The 4,475-nt window shown below is 57.6% G+C and carries 5 protein-coding genes; all 5 read left to right on the top strand.

Features of this window, described 5'->3' with window-relative positions; all coding sequences use genetic code 11:
• Window positions 1-1,012, top strand: a 1,012-nt coding sequence (locus AB7F49_RS38380; protein WP_428532962.1) for an alpha/beta fold hydrolase, incomplete at its 5' end; no start/stop codon positions are given.
• A gap of 87 nt (window positions 1,013-1,099) precedes the next feature.
• On the top strand, window positions 1,100-1,891 hold the full coding sequence (locus tag AB7F49_RS38385; RefSeq protein WP_428532965.1) for an IclR family transcriptional regulator: 792 nt from the start codon (window positions 1,100-1,102) through the stop codon (window positions 1,889-1,891).
• A gap of 169 nt (window positions 1,892-2,060) precedes the next feature.
• The gene (locus tag AB7F49_RS38390; RefSeq protein ID WP_428532968.1) at window positions 2,061-3,287 is read left to right on the top strand and encodes an ABC transporter substrate-binding protein; all 1,227 of its coding nucleotides are present in this window, start codon (window positions 2,061-2,063) and stop codon (window positions 3,285-3,287) included.
• Between the two features lie 78 nt (window positions 3,288-3,365).
• Window positions 3,366-4,250, top strand: a complete 885-nt coding sequence (locus AB7F49_RS38395; RefSeq protein ID WP_428532971.1) for a branched-chain amino acid ABC transporter permease — start codon at window positions 3,366-3,368, stop codon at window positions 4,248-4,250.
• Window positions 4,247-4,475, top strand: a 229-nt coding sequence (locus tag AB7F49_RS38400) for an ABC transporter permease subunit (protein WP_428532974.1), incomplete at its 3' end; no start/stop codon positions are given. The genes AB7F49_RS38395 and AB7F49_RS38400, both read left to right, overlap by 4 nt.

Genomic DNA, 4,475 nt, shown 5'->3' on the forward strand with positions numbered 1-4,475 from the left:
CGTTGCGCATTTCGGGGCGGTTGATGGTAATTGTGGCGACACCAGCATCGGTGCCGTAAGCGATGTCCTCGAACATTGGGACGACCTCCTTCTCTCTTCCATATCCATACTAGCGGGGGTGGTTCCATACAGTGAAAAAATACTCACTAGGCGAACCCAGTGGAGGAGCATAGAATGCCCGTTATGGGTCCGCAACGGAATTGCAATGATGCCTGCCAAGACTTGGACTGCGCTCGCGATGCAGACGCGAGGTTCGGGCACGCCGATGATTTTGCTGCACGGTGGCGTCGGTTCGTGGACGCATTGGATCCGCAACATCGAGGCGCTTGCGGATCGCTATCGGGTGATCGCGTTCGACCTGCCAGGGTACGGCGCCTCGCCCGATGTGCCCGCCGGGATCCGTCCGGAGGACTATATCGCTTGGGTCGCTTCGGCGATTCGCACGGTTGCCGATGGAGGTTGCGATCTCGTCGGCTTCAGCTTTGGCGGCGCATTGGCCGCGCGGATTGCGGTTCAACTTGGAGCGACGGTTCGGCGGCTTTCGCTACTCGCGCCTGGCGGATTCGGAATTCCCATCGGGCGATCCATTCCCACCGCGAAGATGCCATCGTCCGGAGCTTCAGTTGCCGAACGCCGTGCGGCGGTTGCCGCCAATCTCGGCCATTGGATGCTTTCGAAGCGCCCCCCACCAGAGGCCGATGTTGTCGACCTCCAGATCGCCAATATCGAGAGGGCTCGATTCGACAGCAGGATCGTAAGTCTTCGGGAGACGATGATCGCGGATATGCCTCACATAGCAGCGCCCGTCCAACTCGTGTGGGGCGAGCTAGACAGACTTGCTTATCCCTCGATTGCTGCCAGAATTGAAGCGTGTCGCGTGGTGCGGCCGAATGCGCGCTGTGAAGTCGTGATGGGTGCAGGACATTGGGTACAATATGAACAACCCGAAAAAGTGAATCAGCTAATCCTTCAATTTCATGGCGACCTCGATGGTCCACGGCCCGATGAATGATAGAGTCAAAAAGATGATCGACAAATTCAAGTCGGACGTGCCCGCCAACAATCGTGTAGCAGGGCGAATCATCGCGAGGTTAAATCCATGATCCGATCTGTCGAGCGAGCGCTCGCGATCTTTGAGGCATTTGAACCGAATCATACGATGCTGTCACTCCAGGAAATTGGAAAGCGCATCAAGCTTTCCAAGGCAACGACCTATCGGTTGGTGAACTGCCTTTATGAACTGGGTTACTTGGTCCGCTTGGATGACAACCGCTATTGTCTGTCGCTTAAAGTGACCCGATTGAGCGGAGTGGTACATAGCACGATCGGCATTCGCGAGATTGCCCGCCCAGTCATGCTCGAACTGGTACGCACGACCGGCGAAACGGTCACGCTCAACACAGTGGTGGACGGGCAGCGACTGTGCGTTGAGGTTTTCGATACACCGTCGCCCCTGATGAGTATCGTGCGCCCCGGAGAGCGGACCCCTCTTCTCAAGGGCGCGACGGGTAAAATGCTCCTCGCGTATTTGCCGAAGAAGGACGTGGATCAAATCTGGCAGAGTGCGCCATCGCGCGAAAGACCGAATCGTGCCGCGCTTAATCGCGATCTCGCGGAGTATCGCGAGCAAGGCTATGCGCACACGAGCGGCGAGCGTGTCTCCGGAGTGACTGCAGTGTCTGCGCCTATCTACGATGTAGATGGGGGCGTAACGTATTCGATCAGCGTTACCGGACCGGCTGTTCGCGTTGATCCCAATGTGAACAAATTCACAACGTTTCTTCTTGAGGCAACCAGTTCAATATCGAAAAGGCAGGGGGGGCGGCACCCATCTGCAGGTGGTCAAAACGCCGCAGGCGAGAAGCCCAAAAACAGGCGCAGGGCGGCGTGAACTGATGCCCTTGACCTTACGGTTGAATAGGCGGCAGGGGCCGCATTCGTCGACGGAGCTCCTTTCAGCTATTGCAATTCGTTACAGGCTAAGCAAAACTCACTAGACAAAACCAGTTTCATATTTACTGGAAGATTAAGAAACAGTCACTTAGCTAGTGGAGGAAACAATGACTATCAAGTTGACTCGGCGAGCAGGTCTGTTGGGTATCGCTTTTGCGGCGTTGATGGCGCCGCAGGCCGCTTGGACGCAGGACAGCATCAAGATCGGGGCACCGCTTTCGCTCTCAGGCAAGTTTGTCTCCTACGGCGCGGCGGCGAAGCGCGGCATCGAAATGGCGGTCGATGTTTATGGCGGCAAGGTTGCGGGCAAACCGATTGAAGTGCAGTTCCGCGACACACAATCGGATGCTCAGGCAGCCGTGACCTCGTTCACGCAGTTGCTGTCCCAGGAGAGGGTGAACTACCTGATCGGGCCGATCGCGACGCCAATGGCGATGGCCGGTGTGCCGGCATGGTTGCGTGCGAAAGCTCTCTGGATCGTTCCGGGCGCCACGACACCACTTCTTGAAGAGAAGGCTGGGAAAGAGCCGATGTTCTTCCATACCTTCCCGTACGCCTACCATTATCACGCGTCGCTTGCAAAAGCGCTGCGGGAGAAGCTTGGACCTGGTAAGACGCTCGCGATCGTCTATTCCGATGACGCGTATGGCCGTGAGCATCTTCCCTATGCGCAGAAATATTTCACTACGGCTGGGTTCAAGATCGTCGCCGAGGAGCTGGTGCGCGCCGGCGCAACCGATCTTAATCCCGTCTTCGCGAAGATCCGGCGTGCGAAGCCCGATGTGTTGCTGGGGTTGGTACAGACAACGGACGGCATAACACTGACGAAGCAGGCCTATGTCCAGCGGTTGGGTGTGCCGTATATGATCGGCACGGCCTATCCGCAGCTTAAGCAATGGCAGGACGCTACCGGCGAGGCACAGGAAGGTTGGGTCGGCGTGACAACCTACATTCCTGGCCTCGAGGCGGCGGCAGATCCAAAATATCCGGTGCTCTTTCCCGCGACGAAGGACTGGATTGCAGCTTTTACCAAGCGCTATAACCGGCAGCCCGAGTTTGTCGACGTCGGCGGATATGTTTCGACCATGATGCTGTTGCTGGCGATTGAAAATGCGAAGGTCGACGACAAGGAAAAGGTCGCCGCCGAGCTGAAGAAGCTCGATGTAAAGACGATGATCGGCCGCGGGCACTTCGGCCCCACCGACGGCGGCACGCTCAATCAGGCGTTCGCTGATGTCGTGGTGCATCAGCGCGTGAAAAATCAGGATGCGATCATTTTCCCGCCAGAGTTCGCCACGACGAAGGCGTTGGAGCAGGCCAACTATCCAAAATAAGTGGCGATTGGCAGGAGCAGCCTTGGCTGGGATTCAGTCAGGGCTGCCTCCGCCCGCCCTGTCATCTCGGTTCCGCCCATGGCCAGCCTCATAGTTCAGGTAATTGTCGACGGCCTTCTGCTCGGCGGCGTCTACACGTTGATGGCCGTCGGCTTATCGCTCGCCTTCGGCGTCACACGGATCATCAACTTCGCCCACGGCGAGATGGTGACATACGGTGCTTACGTCGCGTTTTTCGCTTTTGTGGGTCTCAACCTAGATCCGCTGCTTAGTCTTCCGGTGGTGGCCGTGCTGGGTGCGATCGCCGGCCATCTGATCTTCCGGCTGTCGCTAGAAAAAATCCTGGATGATGTCGGCATCAACCAAGTTCTGCTGACATTCGGCATCGGTCTCGTTCTGCAGAATCTCGCGGTCATCATGTGGACCGGGGACGAACGTGCCACAACGCCACCCTACGCACTTGAATCGTGGCTCGTCTCGACGGACATCATTGTCGCCAAGGGGCGGCTTATTGCGTTTGGCATTGCGGTCTTGTTCATCGTCTCCCTGTTAGCGTGGCTTCGATGGAGTGAACTTGGCAGGGCGACGCGGGCAGTATCGCAGAATCGATCCGCGGCCGCGCTGGTCGGCATTAACGTCCGCGGCATCTACGCGCTTTCCTTTGCTCTCAGCTCTGCCTTCGGCGCGGCAACCGGGGCGATCATGAGCTTCCTGTTGCCGATCACACCATTCATGGGTTTCCCCATTCTGGTGAAGGCCTTTGCCATCATCATCCTCGGCGGTATGGACAGCATCATCGGCACGGTGATCGGCGCATTCTTTTTGGCGATATGCGAGACTGCCATTGGATATTTCGTGCCCAACGGTATCGGTTGGGCCGAAGGCGTTGCGTTTTTTCTTTTGGTAATGGTGCTGATTGCCCGGCCGACCGGGATTCTCGGCAAGGCTGGACGCGAAGCATGACGATCACGCGTATTTGGCTGGGAGCTGGCGTCGCCGCGATCGCGGCGCTGTTTGTGCCCCATATCCTCTCTCCTGGTCTCGACGACTGGGCAATCCGTTTTGCCACCTTGCTCCTGATCGCGGTGAGCTGGAACTTGATGGCCAATGCCGGCCTTGTCTCGCTTGGCCATTCCGGATTCTGGGGGTTGGGCGCTTATGCCGCCGGGCTTTTTGCGAACACGACCG

This window comes from Pseudorhodoplanes sp. (genome assembly GCF_050250235.1).
GTDB lineage: Bacteria > Pseudomonadota > Alphaproteobacteria > Rhizobiales > Xanthobacteraceae > Pseudorhodoplanes.

Bases quoted from the DNA above. Each gene is read 5' to 3' on its own strand.
- AB7F49_RS38395 (WP_428532971.1), top strand. From the start codon at position 3,366: ATGGCCAGCCTCATAGTTCAGGTAATTGTCGACGGCCTTCTGCTCGGC.
- AB7F49_RS38390 (WP_428532968.1), top strand. From the start codon at position 2,061: ATGACTATCAAGTTGACTCGGCGAGCAGGTCTGTTGGGTATCGCTTTT.
- AB7F49_RS38385 (WP_428532965.1), top strand. From the start codon at position 1,100: ATGATCCGATCTGTCGAGCGAGCGCTCGCGATCTTTGAGGCATTTGAA.